This window comes from Streptomyces xanthophaeus, assembly GCF_000725805.1.
In the GTDB taxonomy this organism is placed as follows: Bacteria; Actinomycetota; Actinomycetes; order Streptomycetales; family Streptomycetaceae; genus Streptomyces; species Streptomyces xanthophaeus.
Window position 1 is genome coordinate 1 of record NZ_JOFT01000052.1, and the last position, 18486, is coordinate 18486.

The 18486-nt window shown below is 73.7% G+C and carries 15 protein-coding genes and 1 pseudogene; 4 read left to right on the forward strand and 12 right to left on the reverse strand.

Annotation, left to right across the window (positions count from 1 at the left end; all coding sequences use genetic code 11):
• The 7 genes and pseudogenes from IO30_RS40850 to IO30_RS0127095 form a co-directional block, all read right to left on the reverse strand.
• Positions 1–691, reverse strand: a pseudogene (locus IO30_RS40850) (S-adenosylmethionine synthetase N-terminal domain-containing protein); the annotation flags it as partial.
• 62 nt (positions 692–753) lie between these two features.
• Positions 754–1911 carry a peptidogalycan biosysnthesis protein gene (locus IO30_RS0127070; RefSeq protein WP_051859861.1) on the reverse strand — a complete coding sequence of 386 codons (1158 nt, stop codon included), beginning with the start codon at positions 1909–1911 and terminating at the stop codon, positions 754–756.
• Positions 1912–1913: 2 nt separating this feature from the next.
• The gene (locus IO30_RS0127075) at positions 1914–2687 is read right to left on the reverse strand and encodes a thioesterase II family protein (RefSeq protein ID WP_031147075.1); all 774 of its coding nucleotides are present in this window, start codon (positions 2685–2687) and stop codon (positions 1914–1916) included.
• The gene (locus IO30_RS0127080) at positions 2684–3892 is read right to left on the reverse strand and encodes an aminotransferase class V-fold PLP-dependent enzyme (RefSeq protein WP_031147076.1); all 1209 of its coding nucleotides are present in this window, start codon (positions 3890–3892) and stop codon (positions 2684–2686) included. Before IO30_RS0127080 ends, IO30_RS0127075 begins: the two co-directional genes overlap by 4 nt.
• 52 nt (positions 3893–3944) lie before the next feature.
• On the reverse strand, positions 3945–7466 hold the full coding sequence (locus IO30_RS0127085; RefSeq protein ID WP_031147078.1) for a type I polyketide synthase: 3522 nt from the start codon (positions 7464–7466) through the stop codon (positions 3945–3947).
• Complete coding sequence (locus IO30_RS0127090; protein ID WP_051902620.1) at positions 7463–9268, reverse strand: non-ribosomal peptide synthetase; 1806 nt, start codon at positions 9266–9268, stop codon at positions 7463–7465. The genes IO30_RS0127085 and IO30_RS0127090 overlap by 4 nt, the downstream gene beginning before the upstream one ends.
• Before the next feature lie 253 nt (positions 9269–9521).
• Positions 9522–10136: a cysteine hydrolase family protein gene (locus tag IO30_RS0127095; protein WP_031147081.1), complete on the reverse strand. Its 615-nt coding sequence runs from the start codon at positions 10134–10136 to the stop codon at positions 9522–9524.
• Positions 10137–10212: 76 nt separating this feature from the next.
• Here IO30_RS0127095 and IO30_RS0127100 point away from each other — a divergent pair, with 76 nt between their 5' ends.
• Positions 10213–10686: a pyridoxamine 5'-phosphate oxidase family protein gene (locus tag IO30_RS0127100; RefSeq protein ID WP_031147083.1), complete on the forward strand. Its 474-nt coding sequence runs from the start codon at positions 10213–10215 to the stop codon at positions 10684–10686.
• Positions 10687–10847: 161 nt separating this feature from the next.
• Here IO30_RS0127100 and IO30_RS0127105 read toward each other — a convergent pair whose 3' ends face one another.
• Positions 10848–11786 (reverse strand): LysR family transcriptional regulator, encoded by a 939-nt coding sequence (locus IO30_RS0127105; protein WP_031147085.1) that lies wholly within the window; start codon positions 11784–11786, stop codon positions 10848–10850.
• Between the two features lie 74 nt (positions 11787–11860).
• Here IO30_RS0127105 and IO30_RS0127110 point away from each other — a divergent pair, with 74 nt between their 5' ends.
• Positions 11861–12871, forward strand: a complete 1011-nt coding sequence (locus tag IO30_RS0127110; protein WP_107066934.1) for a DMT family transporter — start codon at positions 11861–11863, stop codon at positions 12869–12871.
• 43 nt (positions 12872–12914) lie between these two features.
• Here the strand turns inward: IO30_RS0127110 and IO30_RS0127115 are convergent, their stop codons facing one another.
• Positions 12915–14249, reverse strand: coding sequence for an aminotransferase class I/II-fold pyridoxal phosphate-dependent enzyme (locus tag IO30_RS0127115; protein ID WP_031147089.1), 1335 nt, complete (start codon positions 14247–14249; stop codon positions 12915–12917).
• A gap of 37 nt (positions 14250–14286) precedes the next feature.
• Between IO30_RS0127115 and IO30_RS0127120 the strand changes: the two genes are divergently transcribed.
• Positions 14287–14997 (forward strand): pyridoxamine 5'-phosphate oxidase family protein, encoded by a 711-nt coding sequence (locus IO30_RS0127120; protein ID WP_031147091.1) that lies wholly within the window; start codon positions 14287–14289, stop codon positions 14995–14997.
• Here the strand turns inward: IO30_RS0127120 and IO30_RS0127125 are convergent.
• Both IO30_RS0127125 and IO30_RS0127130 read right to left on the reverse strand, forming a co-directional pair.
• Entirely contained in the window at positions 14979–15962 is a 984-nt protein-coding gene (locus IO30_RS0127125) for a DMT family transporter (protein WP_031147092.1), read from the reverse strand. The two genes, IO30_RS0127120 and IO30_RS0127125, sit on opposite strands and share 19 nt — an antisense overlap.
• A gap of 210 nt (positions 15963–16172) precedes the next feature.
• Entirely contained in the window at positions 16173–17132 is a 960-nt protein-coding gene (locus tag IO30_RS0127130; protein ID WP_037895254.1) for an EamA family transporter, read from the reverse strand.
• A 171-nt stretch (positions 17133–17303) separates the two neighbouring features.
• Between IO30_RS0127130 and IO30_RS0127135 the strand changes: the two genes are divergently transcribed.
• The gene (locus tag IO30_RS0127135) at positions 17304–17732 is read left to right on the forward strand and encodes a type II toxin-antitoxin system Rv0910 family toxin (protein WP_031147096.1); all 429 of its coding nucleotides are present in this window, start codon (positions 17304–17306) and stop codon (positions 17730–17732) included.
• Positions 17733–17841: 109 nt separating this feature from the next.
• Here the strand turns inward: IO30_RS0127135 and IO30_RS0127140 are convergent, their stop codons facing one another.
• Entirely contained in the window at positions 17842–18471 is a 630-nt protein-coding gene (locus IO30_RS0127140) for a PadR family transcriptional regulator (RefSeq protein WP_031147098.1), read from the reverse strand.
• Between the last annotated feature and the right edge of the window lie 15 nt (positions 18472–18486).

The window sequence follows — 18486 nt, forward strand, 5'->3', positions numbered from 1 at the left end:
GCGCCCGGTCGGGTTCACCAGCAGGCGGTAGCCCTCGGTGTCCAGCTTGATGCCGTCCTCGACGAGCTGCGCCAGCACGTGCTCGACGACGAACTCCCGTACGGCCGGGGCCAGCAGCTCCAGGTCCACGTCGGCCGCGTGCTGGCTGGAGACCACGACGGTGTCCAGCCGGACCGCGTCGTCGCCGTCGTACTCGATGGTGACCTGGGTCTTGCCGTCGGGACGCAGGTACGGGATGGTCCCGTTCTTGCGGACCTCGGACAGCCGGCGGGAGAGCCGGTGCGCCAGGTGGATCGGGAGCGGCATCAGCTCGGGCGTCTCGTCGCACGCGTAGCCGAACATCAGGCCCTGGTCGCCCGCGCCCTGCCGCCCGCGCCCTGCTTGTCCAGAGCGTCCTCATCGCCCTCCACGCGCTTCTCGTAGGCCGTGTCGACACCCTGCGCGATGTCCGGGGACTGCGCACCGATGGACACCGACACACCGCACGAAGCGCCGTCGAAGCCCTTCTTCGAGGAGTCGTAGCCTCACCGGCGATGTGCACCTGCCCCGTGGTGATCAGGGTCTCCACGGCCGCGCGCGAGGTCGGGTCCTCGCGCAGCAGGGCGTCGAGGATCGTGTCGCTGATCTGGTCGGCGATCTTGTCGGGGTGGCCCTCGGTCACGGACTCCGAGGTGAAGAGGCGGCGGGACATGGAACTCCTCAGGGAATGGGGATGGCGGGGGCGGGCACGCCGAACGGCCCGTGGTGGTCCGGTCAGGTCGTCTCGGCAGGGACGCCCTGGCCCGGGCCCTGGCGGATGCCTTCCAGCAGCGGCTCCAGCACTGCCTGGTGCTGCGCGTCGAAGAGCTTGACGTAGCCGTGGCGCTGTTCGAGGGTGCAGCCGCGGGAGAGCTTCGTCTGCTCGGACTCCACCGCGTAGTCGACGGCGGTGGCGCCCACGGCGCCCGCGAACTCGATCGGCCGGTAGAAGATCATCTCGAAGTAGAGGGGGAGCTTCCCGAGCCAGTCGTAGTCGTAACCGGTCTGCCGCAGGAAGAGCTTGGACCCCCGGTGCACGAACACCGAGAATCCGCGCAGCGCACCGTCCGCGGACCGTGCCGTGCACGCGTACAGCGCCTCGCCGCAGTGGCGGACGTGCAGTTCCAGGGAGCGGGTGAGCGTCTCCTCGGTGTACGCGTGCCCGTACTTGGCGCCGTGCCGCACCATCAGCGGGACCAGCTCGGGGATGAGCTCGCCCGTCAGCGGCTGCACGTCGAAGTCCAGGCCGGCGCCCTCCAGTTGCCGGCGTTCCTTGGCCACCTTGCGGCGGCGCAGGCTCGGCAGGCCGTCGAGGTACGCCCCGAACCCCGGCTCCGGCAGGTGCAGGGTGGCGTAGCGGGCCGTGGGGAACTCCGCGTAGCCGCCCTCGCGCAGCACCTCCCGCAGCGGGTCGTCCTCGCCGACGTAGAGGAAGGCCACGCTGCGCGAACCGCGGCCGCGCGCCTCTTCCTCCGCCGCCGCCACGAGTTCCCGCGTGAGCTCGCGACGCCGCCCCTCTCCCAGGTGCGCGGCGGTCAGCAGCAGGCTGTCCGGCACCCGGCGGCTGCCCGCCAGGTAGGACGGCAGGAGCCGCTCCGGGTCCAGGACGCCGTCCGGTACGGGGACCCCGTACCGGTCCGCGAGCATGCGCAGCGTGCAGTCGACCCGCATGAAGGGCCAGGGTTCCGAGGCCTCGTCGAGGGGGAAGCAGGCGACGGCCGCCTCCGGCGGGCCGTCCTCGGCGCCCGCCAGGTGGAACCGGGGGGCGATGTTGGTCTGCTCGCTCTCCAGCGACAGCCAGTCCGCCGAGTGGAAGAGGTCCCAGGACGGGGCCAGGTCGTCCCATCCGTTGCCCCGGGCCTGTTCCACCGACTCGAAGGTGCGCACCGCCATCGTCAGCCACGTCCCTTCGCCGCCGCGGCGGGTGCGAGCAGCACCTCGCGCACGAGTTCCTGGAGCTGCGGGCGCGCCGCGTTGACGTAGAAGTGCCCGCCCTCGAACAGCTGCGTCCGGGAGCTGCCCGAGGTGAGCTTGGACCAGTCCGCGAGGACCTCGTCGGGCACCAGCGGGTCGTCCTTGCCGCCGAGGGCCGTGACCGGGCAGCTCAGGCGTGCGCCGTCGCCGCTCCAGCGGTAGGTCTCGTACGCCGCGAAGTCGGCGCGCAGCGAAGGCATCATGAGGCGCACCATCTCCGGGTCGTTCCAGACGGCGTCGGGGATGCCGTCGTAGGAGCGGCGTACCTCGGCCAGGAACTCGGCATCGGGCAGGTGCGCGACCGGCGGCTCCTCCTCGACCCGGTGGGGCGGCGGCGAGGCGGAGGCGAACAGGTGGCGCGGTTCCCGCTCCAGCAGGAGCGCGGTCTCGTAGGCGATGACCGAGCCCATGCTGTGCCCGAAGAAGGCGAAGGGAAGGTCCAGCAGCGGGGCCACCGCCTCGGCCACGTGCGCCGCGATGAGCCTGATGTCGGTGACGGTCTCCTCGCGCAGCCGGTCCTCGCGTCCGGGGAGGTGGACCAGGCACACCTCCACGTCCGGGGCCAGCCCCGGCACCCATCGGGCGAAGGAGGACGGACCGCCGCCGCCGTGGGGTACGCAGAAGAGGCGGGCGCGGGCCCCGGGCAGCACGCGGGGGCGCTTGATCCAGCGGGAGGCGGTCGTCGTCCCGGTCATGCGAGCACCCGCTCGCGTCGGGTGCCGGCGAGTATGTCTTCGAGCACGTTGCAGAACCGTTCCAGCTCCTGCTCCGAGTTGTAGTAGTGGGGAGAGACCCGGAGCAAGGTGCTCAGTCCCCGTTCCTGCATGTCGACACAGGCCGCGTTCTCCAGACAGACCCATGTGTTGATCCCCGCGTCCTTCAGGGCGCCCCGGACCTCGAACTCGCCCCGGCCCTCGAAGGCGAGCGCGATCGTCCCGCACCGTTCGCGGCCCCGGTCGTGCAGGACGACCCCGCGCATCCCGGCCAGGTCCTCGCGCAGGCCCGCGGCCAGGCTCCGCGTCCGTCCGTAGGTCCGCCCGATCCCCCAGCCCAGCGCGTAGTCCACGGCGACGCCGAGGCCGATGCGGGACGCGGCGTTGGTCTCCCAGGTCTCGAACCGGCGGGCGCCGGGGGCCAGGCGGTAGCTGCCCGAGAGCCATTCGACGCCGTCCAGGCCGACAATCGGCGGCACGAGCCGGTGCGCGATCTCCTGGCGGACGTAGAGGAATCCGGTGCCGCGGGGCCCGCGCAGGAACTTCCGCCCCGTGCCGACGAGGAGGTCGCAGCCGATCTCCGCTACGTCGACCGGGAGTTGCCCGACCGACTGGCACGCATCGACCAGGTACGGGATGCCGTGCCTGCGGGCCACCCTGCCGATCTCGGCCACCGGGTTGACCAGCGCGTCGTGCATCGGCACGTGCACCATGGCGATCAGCTTGACCCGCTCGTCCAGCATCGCCTCCAGCCCGGCCACGTCCACCAGGCCGCTCCCGTCCACGGGTGCCACCTCCAGGGACAGCCCCAGCCGCTCCGAGAGGTGCAGCAGGGCGAGGTAGTTGCTGCCGTACTCGACCGCGGAGACGATCACCCGGTCGCCCTCCCGCAGCGGCACCGAGGACATCGCCAGGCCCCAGGCGCGCGTGGCGCTGTCCAGGATGGCGATCTCCTGGCGGCTGCAGTTGAGCAGGGAGGCGAGCGCCACGTGCGCGTTGCCGATGGCGCCTTCTGAGCGCTCGGCCGCCTCGTACGGGCCCACTCTGCTCTCGAGCCGCATGTACGCGGTCATCACGTCGAGCACGGGCGAGGCGATCAGGCTGGCACCGGCGTTGTTCAGGTGCACCACGTGGTTGACGCCGGGTGTTTCGGCGCGCGCCCTGGCGAGATCGAGTGTCTCGTTCATCTTCAGTCCAAGTCTGCTGGCATCCGTGGGGGGGCAGGAACGGGGAGCTTCCCTAGCCGGCGAGGTGCCGGAGCGCCTCCTGACCGGCGTCGCCCTCCTCCTCGGGCTGCCGGGGCACGCTGCCCCAGCCGACCTCGACGAGCTCGCCGACGGTGGTGCAGCCCCAGAACTCCGCGAGGGGCACCTTGACGTGCAGCGCCTGCTCCAGCCGGGCCACCACTTCGAGGAGCGCGAGGGAGTCGCAGCCGACCGCCAGGAGCTCGTCCTCGTCGGCGACCTCGTCCGCCTCGGCGACCTCGGCGGTGATCTGCCGTACGAGGGCGGCCACTTCGTCCTTGGTGACGCGCTGGGTCCCGGCCGGGTCCCCGGCCTCCTCCTTGCGGGCGAAGGTGAGGCGGATGCGCTCGATGCGCTCGGCGAGCGGGACGGTGGAGACCACGACCTGCGCCTCGCCGGAGGCCAGGATCGGGCCGATCAGCTCGCCGCCCTGCTCGCGGCGGATCGCGGTACGTGCGGCGGCCGCACCGATCCGCGCGCCGCCCCGGTCGTCGAAGCGCCAGGAGTCCCAGTCGACGCTGACCCACGGGGCGCCGTGGGCCCGCCGCCAGTGGGCGTAGCTGTCGAGGTAGCGGTTGGCCGCGGTGTACACGCCGAAGGCGATGCCGCCGAGCAGGGTGTCGAGGCTGGAGCACACCAGGCAGAAGTCGAGCGGCTGCGCCCGGGTGGCCCGGTCGAGGGCCGCGATGCCCGGCACCTTGGGACGCAGCGCGTCGACGGCCTGTCCGGTGGTCGTCGAGGCGAGCAGCGAGAAGTTGCGGCCCTCCTCGATGCCGGCCGCGTGGACCACGCCGTTGACGGGCCCCCACTCCTCGGTGATCTGCTTGACGACCTGTTCCAGCTGGTGCTCGTCGGCCACGTCGGCGGCGAACGTCCGTACCTCGGCGCCGAGTCCGCGCAGGGTCTCGACGGCGCGGCTGCGCTCGGTGTCGGCCGGGTCCAGGCCGCTGCGCGACAGGAGGGCGAGCCGGACGCGGGTGGTGCGGGCGAACTGTTCGGCGATCGTGAGGCCGATCCGGCCGAGGCCGCCGGTGATCAGGTACACGCCGTCCGTCTGCAGCGGCGCGGCCTGGCCCGGCTCGGCCGGCACCCGTTCCACCGTGCTCGTCATGCGGTCGGCTCCGCGGTAGACGACTTCGAGCTCGTCCTGGCCCGTGGACATCTCGGCGAGCAGCCGCGGGACCACGTCGGCGGGACGGCTGCCGACCGAGAAGTCGACGCAGTGACAGCTGATCCCGCTGTGCTCCTGCGGGACGACCCGGCACAGGCCGAGCAGCGCCGAGGCCTCCAGGTCCAGGGTGGCGGCCTCGCCCTGGGCGGGCTGGGCGTTCTCGGTCACCACCCAGACCTCGGGGGTCTGCGCCGCGCCGGCGAGCGCCTGGACCAGGCTGAGCATGCTGAGCGCACCCAGCGTGATGCCCTCCTGCTGACCGGAGGCGTGGCCGCCGTACGAGCTCAGGTGCACGACCTTGCGTACGGGCCCGCCCTCGGCGACCGCCCAGGCGACGAGGCGGGCCGCGTCCTCGGCGTCCGCGGGCCGCATCCGGACGTGGCGCCGCTCGCGGTCCGTCTCGAAGGCGGAGCCGGGCTCGACCAGTACGCAGAACAGTCCGGCGGCGGCGAGCTCCTCACGGACGGACTCGGTCATCGGGCGGCCGTCGCCGATCACCAGTGCGGTTCCGTCGGTGTCCTGGAGGTCGCCGCGGTGGTAGGGCCGGGGCAGCGCGGTCCGGTTCCACACCGGCCGGTACAGCCACTCGGCCAACGGCGCCTGCTCCTCGGGCTCCGCCGGGGCGCCGCCGGTGCCCGCGCCGGCCGGCAGGTCGATCCACGTCCGCTCGCCCTGCCACGGGTAGGTGGGCAGGGGGATCCGGCGGGGCCGCACGCCCTCGAACTGGGCGGCCCAGTCGGGGCTCGCGCCGTCGGTCCACTCCCGGGCGATCTGCGCCGCGGGACCGGCCGGTACGCGGCTCCCGTCGGGCTCCCGTACGGACAGGGCCCGCTCCAGCTCCGCGACCGAGCCGACGACGGCGGCCCAGCGGTGGGCCAGCGGGCGGCGGCCCGCGGCCAGCGTGTAGGCGAGCGGGGCCAGGCCGGTCTCCGGGCGGGCGGCGAGGAACTCCCGCAGCCGCTCCCGGACCTGTACCAGGGCCTCTTCGGTGCGACCGGACAGCAGGACCGCGTACGGGCCGTCAGCGGCGTCCCCGTCCGCGCGCTCGGGCTCCGGCTCGGGCTCGGGGGCCTGTTCGAGCACGAAGTGCGCGTTGGTGCCGCCCATGCCGAAGCAGCTCACGCCGGCGCGCCGCACCTCGGCCTGCCAGGGCTTGAGTTCGCGGTTGATGTAGAAGGGCGTCGCGTCGAGTTCGATGTCCGGGTTGATCTCGTCCAGCACCGCCATCGGGGGGATCTCGGCGTGCTTGAGGCACAGGATCGCCTTGAGGAGCCCCGCGATGCCGGAGGCGAAACAGAGGTGGCCGATGTTGGCCTTCACCGAGCCGAGCGCCACGTACCCGGTCCGCGAAGTGAACGGCTGGTAGGCGCGGACCAGTCCGCGGACCTCGATCGGGTCGCCGACGAGGGTGCCGGTCCCGTGCCCTTCGAGCAGGCCGATGGACTCGGCGGGTACCCCGGACGCCTCCAGGGCGGTGCGGATGACCCGCGACTGGCCCTCGACGCTCGGCGCGGAGAAGCCCGCCTTGACGCGGCCGTCGTTGTTGACGGCGCTGCCCTTGATCACGGCGTGGATGTGGTCGCCGTCGCGCCGGGCGTCCTCCAGGCGGCGCAGCACCAGGACGCCGACCCCGTCGCCCTCGACGTATCCGGAGCCCTTGCTGTCGTAGGCGCGGGTGCTGCCGTCCGCCGACAGGATGAAGCCTTCCTGGTGCTCGTAGGCGAGGGTGTCGGCCGTGCCGATGCTGGCCGCGCCGACGAGCGCGGTCCCCGCCCGGCCCTCGCGCAGGGCCTCGCAGGCCAGGTGCACGGCGACCGCGGCCGAGGAGCAGGCGGACTGGACGTTGACGCTCTCGCCGGTCAGGCCCAGCTTGTAGGAGATGCGGGTCGCGAGGGTGTCCGGGCCGTTGGAGAGCTGGATGAGCATCCGCTCGGCTGCCGACCGGGAGCCGAAGTCGCGGCCCTCGTAGTAGGTGTTGGGGCCGACGGAGGAGTAGACGGCGACGTCGTCGGCGATCCGGTACGGGTCGTAGCCCGCGTCCTCCATGGCGTTCCAGGCGCACTGGAGCAGATGCCGGTGCTGGGGGTCGAGCACCTCGGCCTCGCGCCGGGGGATGCCGAAGAAGTCGGCGTCGAACTCCTTCACCCCGTCCATGACCCCGCGGGCGTGGACCAGGCGCCGGCCGCTGCCGTCGTCCTCGACGACGCGGGGCGAGCCGTGGGTGATCGCCTCGCGGCCCTCGCGCACGAGGGACCAGAAGGCATCGAGGTCGGGGGCGCCGGGCAGGACGGCGGCCATGCCGACGACCGCGATGTCGGGACGGCCGGTGTTCACGGGAGTGGTCACTTCTTCTCCACCTCAGAGTTGGCGATCGCACCGGCCAGCAGCCGTACGGTGGGGTACTCGAACATCGACACGAGCGACAGCCGGACCCCCAGTTCCTGCTGGATGCGCTGGTGCGCCTGCTTGATCGAGATCGACGTGCCGCCCAGGTCGAAGTAGTTGTCGTCGACACCGATGTGGCGGGTCTTCAGGACATCGGCCCAGATGGCGCCGAGCGCGCCCTCCAGGTCCGTGGCGGCGGGCCGGAACGCGACGCCCAGCTCCAGCCGCGTGCCGTCCGTGCTCTGCCGCAGCGCGGCCCGGTCGGCCTTGCCGTTGCCGGTCAGCGGGATGCGGTCGAGCCGGAACAGCTCCGAGGGGATCATGTAGTCGGGCAGCCGGCGGGCGAGCCCGCCGCGCAGTTCGGCGACGGTCGGCGCCGCGCCCTCCGCGGGGACGACGTAGGCCGCCAGGATGCGCTCGGAGCCCTGCTGCCGGTCCACCACGGCCGCCTGCCGCACCTGCGGCTCCTCCAGCAGCGCCGATTCCACCTCGGTCAGCTCGACCCGGTTGCCCCGGATCTTGACCTGGCTGTCGATGCGGCCGATGACCTGGACGAGGCCGCCGGGCAGCATCCGGGCGAGGTCGCCGGACCGGTAGACCCGCTCGCCCGGCGCGCCGCCGAACGGGTGGGGGACGAAGGCCGCCTCGGTCAGGTCGGGTCGGCCGTGGTAGCCGTGGGCGAGCGCGTCGCCGCCGATGTACAGCTCGCCGAGCTCCCCTTCCGGCAGCACCTTCCCGGCGGCGTCCACGACCCAGACCTCGGTGCCGGGCAGCGGGGCGCCGACCGGGGGCGGTGAGTGGGCGAGGTCGGACGCCTCGAAGACGCGGCAGCAGGTGAACACGCCCGCCTCGGTGGGTCCGTAGCCGTTGGAGAAGCGGATGTCGGTGGTGCGCATCGCCCGGGCGAGGTGCGCCGTGGACACGACCTCGCCGCCCACGACGACCTGGTGCAGCCCCGAGTCCGCGAACAGGCCGTCGTCGACGACCTGGTTGAACACGGTCGGAGTGAGCCACAGGGACGTCACCGCGTGGGCCCGCACGGCCGACATGACCGATTCGGCCGAGACCCGGGTGTCCGGGTGGAGCACCAGGCGCCCGCCGTTGGCGAGTGAGCCCCAGACCTCCAGGACGTGCGCGTCGAAGGAGAGCGGGCACGTCTGGAGGAAGGTCACCCCCGGGCCGAAGTCGGCGTAGCCGCCGGGGCGGACGATGCGGGCGGCGGCCCGGTGCGGGACCGCGACGCCCTTGGGGGCGCCGGTGGTTCCCGAGGTGTAGATCACGTAGGCCAGGTTCTCCGCGGTGGGCCGCGGGCCCGCGGATGCGCCGTCCGCCACGGGCGGGTACGCGGCGTCCGCCCGGACCCGTGCGTCGCCGAAGGCGGCGAGCCGCTCGTGGGTGGCCGCGGAGGTGATCACTGCCAGGGCCCCGGAGTCCGCGAGGATGCCCGTCACCCGCTCGGCGGGGTCGTCGGTGCGCAGCGGCAGGTAGGCGCCGCCCGCCTCCAGGATGCCGAGCATGCCGACGATCATGTCGAGGGACCGTTCGACGTGCAGGCCGACCACGGTGTCGGGCCCGACGCCCCGGTCGCGCAGGTGCGCGGCCAGCCGGCGGGCCCGGTCCAGCAGTTCGCCGTAGGAGAGGGTCTGCCCGTCCTGGACGACCGCGGGAGCCCCTGGGTCCGCCGCCGCGTGCGCGGCGAACATGTCGTGCAGGCAGTGTGCGGTCAATTCGGTCTGCTGAAGCGGCTGTTGGACGTCGATCATTGAACTACCTCTCCCCCGTCCGGGATCCAGGCAAGATCCAAACACGCTGTTCCGCGCAGGGCATTGGACCTATGTACACAACTGCGCATGACACGGATCACCTTCGGGGCCGCCCGGCGCGCCCTGCCGGGCCGCGGGGGCGGCAGGTCAGCGCCGCACCGGGCCCGGCACCGGCCGCGGCCTTCTCACATGCAACGGCCGCCCCCACCCGGCGTACGGGTGGGGGCGGCCGTGTGCGGGGGGCGGCGGCGGGTCAGTGCGCGGGCGCCCACTGGGCGAGCAGGGCTTCGGCGGTCGTGATGGTGGCCACCAGGGCGAGGGAGTTGCGGATCACCTCGGCGGTGCAGGAGGCGGGCACTCCGGCGATGGCGTCGGACGGGACCACGACCTGGTAGCCGAGGTTCACGGCGTCGAAGACGGTGTTCGGGACGGCGATGTTCGAGGAGACCCCGGTGACGACGAGGGTGCGGATGCCGAGGTTGCGCAGCAGGGCGTCCAGGTCGGTCCCGGCCATCGGGGAGAGCCCGTGCAGCCTGCGGACCACGATGTCCTGCTCGGCCACGGTGATGGGCGCCGCGACCTCCACCGCCGGGCTCCCGGTGAGCTGGCGCACGGGCAGCTTGCCCGCGGCCCGGAACAGCCGGGCGTTGGTGCTGGCCCCCAGGCCGTCCGGCCGCCGCTCGGCCACCGCGTGCAGCACCTGGACGCCCGCCCCGCGCGCGGCCTCGGCCAGCGCGGCGATCCGCCCGAGGGCGCCGGAGTCCCGGGCCTCCTTGGCCAGTTCCGGCAGGGCGCTCTCCTCGCCGACCACGCCGTTCTGGCACTCGACGGTGAGCAGCGCGGTGGTGGCGGGATCGAGTTCCGGCATGGCTCCCCCTGGCGTGGCGACGGAAGAGCCCTCATGATTCCTGACACACAGTCAGATGTGAAGGGGTGCGAGGCCGATGGACGAGGCACGAGCGGACCGGGCGCAGCGGCGCGGTCGGCGCATCATGATGACCGACGCCGAGCTGGAGGTCTTCCTGCGCGAACAGCGGACCTGCCGGGTGGCGACCGTCTCCCCGGACGGGCGGCCGCACGTGGGCGCCCTGTGGTTCGCCTGGGACGGCACCTCCCTGTGGCTGTACTCGATCACGCGCAGCCGCCGCTGGTCCGACCTGCGCAAGGACCCGCGGATCTCGGTGGTCGTGGACTCGGGCGAGTCCTACGACGAACTGCGCGGCGTGGAGCTCTCCGGCAGCGCCGTCTTCGTGGGCGAGGCCCCGCGCACCGGCGAGCCCTGCCCGGAGCTGGCGGAGGCCGAACGGATCTTCCCCGTCAAGAACTTCGGCATCGAGGAGATGCCGCACGACGGCCGGCACGCCTGGATCCGCCTCACCCCGGACTCGGTCGTCTCGTGGGACTTCCGCAAGCTCTAGGCCGTCTCTTTCGGATCTTGCCGGGCCCGCGCCGCCCGGCACCGCGCCTCGCCGCACTGCCGGGGCAACCGAGTACGTCCAGTACACGGCAGCCCCGGCAGCACGCCGAGACACGGCACCGGACGACGCGGACCTGACCGACAAGATCCGAAAGAGACGACCTAGACGCCCTGGCGCGGCGACAGGGGCGCCCCCGCCGCACCGATGCCGTGCGCCGCCTGCCGCAGGGCCTGGACGGCGGCCCGGACCGAGGGCCGCCGGTCGGCGTCCGAGCGCCAGACGGCGTACACGTGGCGGCGCACGGAGTCGCAGACCGGCAGCAGCCGTACGCCCTCCGGCACCGGACCGCGGCCCAGCTTCGGCGCCACGCACACCCCGAGCCCGGCCTCGACGAAGGCCAGCTGGGTGTGGTGCTCCTCGGCGATGTGGGTGATCCGCGGCTCGGTGCCCGTTCCGCGCAGGGTGTAGACCAGCCACTCGTGGCAGAACTGGCCCTCGTTCCAGGAGATCCAGTCGTCCTCGGCGAATTCGGCGAGGGAGACCTCGGTGCGCTCGGCCAGCCGGTGACCGGCCGGGACCGCGATGTCGACCGAGTCGTCCAGCAGGTGCGTGCGGGTCAGCTCGCCGGGCACCGGCATCCGCTTGTTGTGCCAGTCGATGGCCAGGGCCAGGTCGAGGTCCCCGCGCACGACGGCCGCCATGCTCACCTCGGGCTCCTGTTCCCGCACCAGGGCGCGCAGCTCCGGATGGTCCGCGCGCAGGGCGGACAGGGCCCGCGGCAGCAGGCCGCGCATCGCGGTCGGGAAGGCGCCGATGCGCAGCTCGCCCACGGCGCAGCCGCGCTGGGCCTCGACATCGGCCTGGGCCAGCTCCACCTGGGAGATGATCCGGGCCGCGTGGTCGGCGAGCAGGCGGCCCGCGTCCGTGAGCCGGACCCCGCGCCCGTTCTTGGCCACCAGGGGCTGGCCGACCTCGCGCTCCAGCTTGGCCATCTGCTGGGACACGGCCGAGGTGGTGACGTGGAGACCGTAGGCCGCGCCGCTGACCGAGCCGTGGCGGGCGAGGGCGTCCAGGGTGCGCAGGCGCTCCAGGTTCAACATATAAGCAATGCTACGCCGTTGCCCTCAGGAACTCTCGCTTGTCCTACGTAGTTGACACGCGCACAGTAAGGGACATGAGCGCACCCGCCACCCCTGGCACCACCTCCGCCACACCGGCCACACTGGCCACATCGGCCAACCCCGCCACACCCACCGCCGGACCGGTCGGGGCCGCCCGCCCCGCCGTGCGCCGGGGCCGCTCCCTGGACTGGCGGGTCCGCTTCGCCGTCCTCTCGGTGGTCTGGGGCTTCAGCTTCCTGCTGATCAAGGTCGGTACGCAGGCGTACGCACCGTTCCAGGTGGCCCTGGGCCGGGTCCTGTTCGGGGCGCTCGCCCTGCTCTGCGTCCTGCTGGTGCGCCGCGAACCGCTCCCCCGCGGGCTGCGCACCTGGGGTCACCTCACGGTGGCGGCCGTGCTGCTCAACACCGCCCCCTTCTCCCTGTTCGCGTACGCGGAGCTGACCATCCCCTCCGGCCTGGCGGGCATCTGCAACGCCACCTCCCCGCTGTGGGGCATGGCCCTGTCGATGGTCGCGCTGTCCGAGGACCGTCCGACGCGACGCCGGTTCGCGGGCCTGGGCCTGGGCTTCCTCGGCGTGCTCATCGTCCTCGGCGCCTGGCAGGGCTTCGCGGGCGTCGACGCCAAGGGCACCGCGCTCGCCCTGCTGGCCTCGCTCTGCTACCCGATCGGCTGGATCTACGTCCGCCGCACCCTGGCGGCCGCTCCCGGCTCCCCGGTGGCCCTGACCGGCGCGCAGCTGCTCCTCTCCACGCTCCAGCTCGGCCTCGTCAGCGCCCTGTTCACCTCGGCCCCCGCGTCCTTCCCGCTCTGGCCCACCCTGGCGGTCGTCGCGCTCGGCGCCCTGGGCACGGGCATGGCCCTGCAGATGCAGTACGGGCTGGTGACGGAGGTCGGCCCGACCACCGCCCAGATGGTCACGTACTTCATCCCGGTCATCGCCACCACGGCGGGCGTCCTGGTCCTCGGTGAGCAGCTGCACTGGAACACCCCGGTCGGCGCGGCGATCGTGCTGGCGGGGGCCGCCCTCACCCAGACCCGCTCCGGCCCCCGCAAGCCCGCCTGACCCGCCCGCGCCCGCCGCGCCGGGCGCACCCCGGCGGGCCCCGTCAGTCGTAGCGGACGCCCGGTGTGCCGGGTCGCACCGCCGAGGCCAGGGAATCCGCCAGGCCCGCGATCTCCGACGGGGCCACCTGCGACACCGTCAGCCGCACGCCGGGCCCGGTCTCCACACGGAACCGGGCCCCCGCGGCGAGCGCCCAGCCCCCGGCCAGCATCCGGGTCACCACCCCCGTCTCGTCGGCCACCGGCACCCACACGTTCATCCCGCTGCGCCCGTACGCCCGCACCCCCCGCTCGCGCAGGGCCCCGACGAGCCCGTCGCGGCGCAGCCCGTACGAACGCGCCACCGCCGCCCGGTCCACCGCGCCCGCGGTCCACAGCTCCACCACCGCGTACTGGAGCAGCCGGCTCACCCATCCCGGGCCCAGCCGCTGGCGTCCCCGCACCCGGTCCAGGGTCACCTCGTCGCCCGTCAGCACCGCCATCCGCAGGTCCGGCCCGTGCGCCTTGGCCGTGGACCGCAGCAGCGCCCAGTGCCGGGTCACCCCGCCCAGCGGCCACAGCGGCAGGTCGACGAAGCCGAGCCCGTGGTCGTCCTCGATCAGCAGCACCTCGGGATGGGCGGCGAGCAGGGCCCGCAGCTCCCTCGCCCGCGCCTCGCTCACCGCCGCCCCGGTCGGGTTCTGCGCCCGCGAGGTCACCACCAGCGCCCGCGCCCCGTCCGCCAGGGCCCGCGCCACCGCGTCGGGCACCGGGCCGTCGTCGTCCACCGCCACCGGCAGGACCCGCAGCCCCAGCGCCGGGGCCAGGTCCAGCACGCTGCTCCACCCCGGGTCCTCGACCGCGACGGCGTCGCCCGGCCGCAGGTGCGCGGCCAGCACCCGTTCGATGCCGTCCAGGGCGCCCGAGGTCAGCGCCAGCGCTCCGGCCGGGACCCCGTCCGCATCCAGTTCGGCCCGGGCGAGCCGCGCCAGGTCAGGAACGACCGGGTCCTGTCCGTACAGGGTCGGCGCCTCGGCGTAGCGGCGGGCGGCGGCGGCCAGGGCACCGTCCAGCGGGGGGAGCAGCGTCACGTCCGGGTTGCCCGACGCGAGGTCCCGTACGCCCGCCGGCACGAGCGTGCGCAGCGCGTCCCGCGGGGTGCTGGAGGGGCGGGAGCGCACCCGGCTGCCGCGCCGCCCGTCGGTCTCGATGACCCCGCGTTCGCGCAGGGTCCGGTACGCGGCGGCCACGGTGTTCGGATTGACCCCGAGCGCGCCCGCCAGCTCCCGCATGGGCGGCAGCAGCGTTCCGGGGGCGAGCGCACCCGATCCCACGCCCGCTTCGACACTGGCCGCGATATCCGATGCGCGACGCCCAACGATCCGATAATCTTCTAGCACAAAGACAAGTATGCACTAGTACAACGGAGTCCGCATCATGACTGCCACGCCCGCCACCGAGACCCCCGCCACCGACACCCCCGGCACCGGGACGCCCAGCACCTACGAGCCCACCGGCCGCACGGTCCCCAGCCGCTCCCGCGACCGGGCCCGCTACGACCGCGAGACGGTGCACTCGATACTCGACCAGGCCTACCTGTGCCACCTCGGCTTCGTCCGCGACGGCGCCCCGGTGGTCCTGCCCACGCTCTTCGGCCGGGTCGGCGAAGCCCTGTACATCCACGGTTCCACCGGTTCGCGCCCGCTGCTCGCCGCGGGCAAGGCGGACCCCGGACTGCCGGTCTGCGTGACCGTGACGCATGTGGACGGTCTGGTCCTGGCCCGTTCGGCCTTCCACCACTCGCTGAACTACCGCTCCGTGGTGGTCCACGGCACCGCCTACCAGGTCACCGACGAGGAGGAGCGCCGCACCGCCCTGGACGCCCTCGTCGACCAGGTGGTGCCCGGCCGGTCCGCGGACTCCCGGCCCGCCGACGCCAGGGAGCTGGCCGCCACCGCGGTGATCCGCCTGGACCTGGACGAGGTGTCCGCGAAGCTGCGCACCGGCGGTCCGAACGACGACGCCGAGGACCTGGACCTGCCCTACTGGTCGGGCGTGGTCCCGGTCGCCCCGGCGTACGGCACCCCCGTACCGGCCGCGGACCTGGCCCCCGGCATCGCCGCCCCGGACTACCTCGCCGCGCTCTGAGGACGCTGCCGCACGGCGCCGGGCTGCGCCGCGGCAGCACCGTCCCGGCCGCCCGCCGGGCGGCGGGACTCCGCCGCGATCAGGGCCCCGACCGCCGTCAGCAGCAGGACGGTGCCCAGCACGACGGCGCCGGTCAGCCGCTCCCCGAGCAGCAGGACGGCGATCGCGGCCGCGCTCACCGGCTCGATCAGCATGATCACGGAGACGGTCGCGGCCCGCACCGCGGCGGCCCCGGTGAAGTAGAGCGCGTAGGCCAGGGCCGTCGGCACGGCGGCCACGTACACCAGCAGCCAGAGCACCCGAGCCGGTTCGGCGGCGTGCGGCGCCAGCCCCTCCAGCGCGGCGAGCGGCAGCAGGCACACCGCGCCCACCCCGACCGACCAGGCGGTGGTGACCAGCGGGTCTCCGCCGGCTCCGCGCTGCCCGAGCCACCGGGCCCGCAGTGTCATGGCGGCGTACCCGGCCGCCGACAGCAGGGCCAGCCCGACGCCCGACGGACGCACCTGGCCGGCCCCGCTGCCCAGCACGAGCACGGCGAGCCCGGCCAGCGCCCCGGCCACGGCGGCGGTCCCGCCCCGGCCGAGGCGCTCCCCCATCCAGTACCGGCCGCCGAGCGCGATCAGCACAGGCCCGGCACCGAGGGTGACGACGGTGCCGACCGCGAGCCCGGTCTCGTGCACGGCGCCGAAGTAGGCGGCCTGGAAGAGGGTGAACAGCAGCCCCGTTCCGATCAGGGAGGCGGCCGAAGGCCGGACGGGAGCCGCGGCGGCAGGCCTGCGGCGGACGGCGAGCACCCCCAGCAGCACCACGAGCCCCCCGGCGCAGCGCCAGAAGGACAGGGCGAGCGGACCGAGGTCACTGGCCAGGAAGAGGAGGGAAGCGGCCGCCCCGGCGGTGCCCCAGGCGGCTCCGGCGACGACGAGGTACAGCAGACTGCGCCCGGCAGCGGGCGAGTGGTTCGACACGTGGTTCTCCGCGCATGCGTGAAGGATGAGAGGAACAGGTCATCTCTTCGCGGGCAGCGCACACCCGCCCGGGAACACCCGGGCCGGGTCCTACGTCGTCGAGGTGCCGCCCGCGCTAGGCGGCGGGAGGCGGAAGCACGGTCGAGGGCATGATCGCCACCCTACGGGCTGCCGGGCCGCTCGCGCCAGGCTCCCGCCGGCCGGACGTCGTCACCGGGCGCCGGTGGTCTCCCGGTCCAGTACGGCCGGGTCGGCCGCGGCCGGCGGGGTGGGCCGCAGCGACTGCGCGATGAAGGCGCCGCTCAGCACCAGCGCACCGCCCGCGATCTGCCAGGCGGCGAGGTGCTCGCCCAGCAGCACCCAGGCCAGCACGGTGGCGACCACCGCCTCCAGGCAGGCCACCACCCCCGCGACCTGCGGCGAGAGCTTGCGCACCGAGACCACGCCGGTGAGGTAGGCGAAGACGGTGGCGACGAGCACCACCCAGGCCAGCAGCGCCACGGCGGGCACCGCCGTGTCCCCGAGAGCGGCCTGACCGCCCAGCACCTGCCAGTCCATCTCCCACGGGCGGGCGATCACCGTCATCACCAGGGTGCCGACGATCATGCCGTACGCGATCACGCCGATCGGGTCGGGCGCCTCGTCCCCGTCGGTGCCCTGGTCGGCGAGGACGAAGTAGAAGGCCTGGCAGCACGCGGCGGCGATGCCGAGCAGCACCCCGAGCGGGTCCAGGCTCAGTCCGGACCAGACCTCGACCACGCAGGCCAGGCCGACGACGGCCACGGCGGCTCCGGCCGCGGCCGCCCGGGTCACCGGCTTGCGCTGCACGAAGCGGATCCAGCCGAGGAGCAGCGCGGGGCCGAGGTACTCCAGCAGCAGGGCCACCCCGACGGGGATGCGGGACAGGGAGGCGAAGTAGAAGGCCTGTACGCCCGCGACGGCCACCAGCCCGAAGCCGGCCAGCAGGGCCGGCTTGCGGCGCACCAGGTCACGGTGGCGCCAGGCCAGCGGGGACAGCACGAGCGCTGCCCCGGCCACCCGTAGCCAGACCATGTGGAGGGGGTCGAGACCCGCCTCGATCAGCGGCTTCGCCGCCACACCGGAACCACCGAACGCGCACGCCGAGACCAGGGCGAGGCCCAGCCCGGCGTTTCTCCCTGACGCTTGCATCGGGCCATCATGACAGGACCGGTCAGCACCGTCATGCACCAGACGCCTGTTGAGACGGCCCTCGGCCGCACCGCACCGGAACCGGCGATTTCTGACAGGTCGTCAGTATTGAATGTTCCGGCCGCCGGGGCTACGTTCCGCCGCACGTACCCGACGAGAAGGGGTGGTCGCATGGCCGAAGTCACCGCGGAATCACGCATCGAGGCGTCCGCCGCGAAGCTCTGGGCCCAGCTGACGGACTGGGACGCGTACGGCCAGTGGAGCATGACCCACACGAATTTCCCGAAGGGCGGCCCGGAGACCTTCGCGGTCGGCTCCACCTTCGCCGAGAACATGAAGATGATGGGCTTCCCCGCCGAGGTCGTCTGGACCGTCTCGGAGCTGGAGGACGAGCGCCTCTTCGCCATCACCGGCAAGGGTCCGATGGGCGTGGCCGTCCTCACCCGGTACACCCTGACCCCCGACGGCGGTGCCACCACCGTCCGCATCGACGGGGAGTTCACGGGAGCCGCCGTCTCCCTGATGGCGGGCAAGCTCAAGGACTCGGCCACCGCCGCACTGAACGAATCCCTGCGCAAGCTCGCCGGCCTGGTCGCCTGAGCCCGTCGGACGACCCGCACGACGCCCCCCGCACACGACGGCGCGCCCCGCGAGAAGACCCGCGGGGCGCGCCGCCCCCTGTCCGGCCCGCCGCTGCACGGCCGGCCGCTCAGTGCTCGTCGGCCAGGATCAGGTAGAGCTTCTTGCGGGCGTCGTTGATCACCGCGACCGCCTTCTCCCGCTGCTCGGCCGAGCCGGTCTTCCAGACCTGCCCGAAGGCCTCCATCAGGCCGAAGCCGGCCGTGCGGATCTCGCTCATCGCCTCGAAGTCGAAGCCGCGCCCCGCCTCGGCCCAGGGTGCCGCAGGGCCCGAGGCGGCCTCGGTGCGGCCCGCCTCGGTGAGCGTGAACAGCTTCTTGCCGCCCTCGCTCTCATTGGTGATCAGGCCTTCGTCCTCGAGCAGCTGCAGCGTCGGGTAGACCGACCCCGGGCTGGGCTTCCAGACCCCGCCACTGCGCTCGCCGATCTCCTGGATCATCTCGTAGCCGTGCATCGGCCGGTCCGCGAGCAGCGCCAGGATCGAGGCGCGCACGTCACCCCGGCGCGCCCGGCCCCGCGGTCCGCCGCGGCCTCCGCGCCCACCGAAGGGCCCGCCTCCGAAGGGCGGCCCGAAGGGGCCGAACGCGGCGCGCAGCCCCGCGAACTCCTCCCGGCGGTCGGGGCCGCAGTGCCCGTGGCCCCGCCCCCGCTCGGATCCCTGGTCGTGCCCGTGCTGTCCGTGCTGTCCGTGTGAACGCATGACTGCGCTCCTTCC

Excerpts from the sequence above, each read along its gene's own strand:
- IO30_RS0127130 (WP_037895254.1), bottom strand. The coding sequence starts at position 17,132 with ATGCAAGCGTCAGGGAGAAACGCCGGGCTGGGCCTCGCCCTGGTCTCG.
- IO30_RS0127070 (WP_051859861.1), bottom strand. The coding sequence starts at position 1,911 with ATGGCGGTGCGCACCTTCGAGTCGGTGGAACAGGCCCGGGGCAACGGA.
- IO30_RS0127095 (WP_031147081.1), bottom strand. The coding sequence starts at position 10,136 with ATGCCGGAACTCGATCCCGCCACCACCGCGCTGCTCACCGTCGAGTGC.
- IO30_RS0127090 (WP_051902620.1), bottom strand. The coding sequence starts at position 9,268 with ATGATCGACGTCCAACAGCCGCTTCAGCAGACCGAATTGACCGCACAC.
- IO30_RS0127135 (WP_031147096.1), top strand. The coding sequence starts at position 17,304 with ATGGCCGAAGTCACCGCGGAATCACGCATCGAGGCGTCCGCCGCGAAG.
- IO30_RS0127110 (WP_107066934.1), top strand. The coding sequence starts at position 11,861 with ATGAGCGCACCCGCCACCCCTGGCACCACCTCCGCCACACCGGCCACA.
- IO30_RS0127100 (WP_031147083.1), top strand. The coding sequence starts at position 10,213 with ATGGACGAGGCACGAGCGGACCGGGCGCAGCGGCGCGGTCGGCGCATC.
- IO30_RS0127075 (WP_031147075.1), bottom strand. The coding sequence starts at position 2,687 with ATGACCGGGACGACGACCGCCTCCCGCTGGATCAAGCGCCCCCGCGTG.
- IO30_RS0127105 (WP_031147085.1), bottom strand. The coding sequence starts at position 11,786 with ATGTTGAACCTGGAGCGCCTGCGCACCCTGGACGCCCTCGCCCGCCAC.
- IO30_RS0127120 (WP_031147091.1), top strand. The coding sequence starts at position 14,287 with ATGACTGCCACGCCCGCCACCGAGACCCCCGCCACCGACACCCCCGGC.
- IO30_RS0127080 (WP_031147076.1), bottom strand. The coding sequence starts at position 3,892 with ATGAACGAGACACTCGATCTCGCCAGGGCGCGCGCCGAAACACCCGGC.
- IO30_RS0127140 (WP_031147098.1), bottom strand. The coding sequence starts at position 18,471 with ATGCGTTCACACGGACAGCACGGACAGCACGGGCACGACCAGGGATCC.